We start from the raw sequence: 1,834 nt of genomic DNA, 5'->3' as shown, positions 1-1,834 counted from the left end.
GTTCTCTTTGAGCTAAGGCGAGGCAACGCTGTACTGGTTTAAAGTTAATCCACTATAAATTACGAATCTGACCGCAGGATGGAAGGGTCGTCTGAAACCGAAAATCAGGTTTCAGACGACCCTTAATTTTCGGCGGCCAAACAATCAAACCGCCGTAACCTTCCCGTCAAAGGGTGTTTCATTCCGCGTACTTGCACTATACTGCCCCTGAAGAATACCGTCCGAAAGGAAAAACAATGAAATACGCTCCTGCCTTCCTCGCCCTTATCCTGCCCCTGTCCGTACAGGCAGCGGTCAACATCCAACGCTGGACCACCCCGCAAGGAGTGCAGGTGCTCTTGGCCGAGCGGCATGAAAACCCGATTATCGACATGGCAGTCAGCTTCCGAGGTGCAGGCAACGCGTCCGATCCCGACGGCAAAAGCGAAACCGCCGCTTTCACCGCCGCCCTGTTGACCAGCGGCACAAAAGAAATGGACGAAGAAACCTTCAACGCCCAAACCAACGGATTGGCAGTTGAAATCGGCAGCGGTACGGACAACGAAACCGCCACCGCCACCCTGCGCAGCCTGAGCCGTCCGGACACACTCAAAAAAGCCGTTTCCCTATTCAACGGCGCGTTGACCCGCCCGCGTTTCGACGAAGCTGTGTTCCGCCGCAACCAAACGCAAGCCGCCACCTTCCTGCAACAACAGGAAACCAAACCCGACTTCACCGCCGCCCGAACATTGGCGCGCCTCTCCTATCCCGACCACCCTTACGGAAAAGGCGCATACACCACTGTACAAAGCATAAACAGCATCACGCTTGACGACATCCGCGCGTTTTACCGCACCCGCTACGGCAAAAACAATGCCGTCGTCGCCATCGTCGGCGATATAGACCGCAAAGGTGCCGACCGCCTCGTGCAAGACGCATTGTCCGGCCTGCCCGACCGTGCTGCCGCATCGGCCGACGTTCCGCCCGTCAAAAAACATCCTGCACAACGCCGCGACATCCCCTTTGCCGGCGAACAGGCACAAATCATGCTCGGAATGCCGCTGATTACCCGCAACGACCCCGACTACTACGCACTTGTTGCCGGCAACTACGTCCTCGGCGGCGGCGGATTCGACAGCCGCCTGATGGAAGTTTTGCGCAATCAGAGGGGCGACACCTACGGCGTGTACAGCAACCTTACTCCGGAACGTCAGGCAGGCATGTTCACCATCGCTTATTCTTCGCGCAAACCCGCCGCCCGCGCCTCGCTTGCCGCCGCACAGGAAGTCATCAGGCAGTTCATCGCCGAAGGTCCGACCGAAGAAGAAATGGCTCAGGCAAAAGCCAACATCACGGGCAGCTTCCCCCTGCGTTTCGATTCCAACGCCAAACTGCTCGGTTACCTGAACCTCATCGGCGTCTATAACCTGCCCGACGACTACCTTGAAGCCTACCCCAAAGCCGTCGCCAAACTGACCGCCGCCGACGTCAAAGCCGCCTGGCAAAAACGCGTCCGCCCCGAAGACCTGAATATCGTCGTGGTCGGTGCGCAGTAAAGTTCAGGCTGAATAAACGCAAACGTCGTCTGAAAACCGGTTTTAGGTTTCAGACGACGTTTTTTATGCTCGAAACGGCTTTCTTCTTCCAAACGCTTGTTATAGCGGATTCAAACGACAAGTCCCCATGCCGGCATTTACCCGCGCAGTCGGGAGTCCAGAAGGTTGAAATAATGGTGATTTCTAAACATTCCCTCAAACGAAGGGGTCGGATTCCCGCTGAACTATCCCAAAATCTTGGATACCCGATAAAAGCCTATTCAGGCACTCTGTGCAAGCTGGGTTCTGTACGCGACAGG

1 protein-coding gene is annotated in these 1,834 nt (G+C 56.1%); it reads left to right on the top strand.

Annotation, left to right across the window (positions count from 1 at the left end):
• The first annotated feature begins 236 nt into the window (after positions 1 to 236).
• Positions 237 to 1,535 (top strand): M16 family metallopeptidase, encoded by a 1,299-nt coding sequence (locus tag HMPREF3066_RS02125; RefSeq protein ID WP_070440152.1) that lies wholly within the window; start codon positions 237 to 239, stop codon positions 1,533 to 1,535.
• The last annotated feature ends 299 nt before the right edge of the window (positions 1,536 to 1,834 follow it).

This window comes from Neisseria sp. HMSC03D10 (assembly GCF_001807625.1).
Lineage (GTDB): Bacteria > Pseudomonadota > Gammaproteobacteria > Burkholderiales > Neisseriaceae > Neisseria > Neisseria mucosa.
The sequence above is the reverse complement of the archived record's forward strand: the minus strand, read 5'-3'. Positions and strand labels throughout refer to the sequence as shown.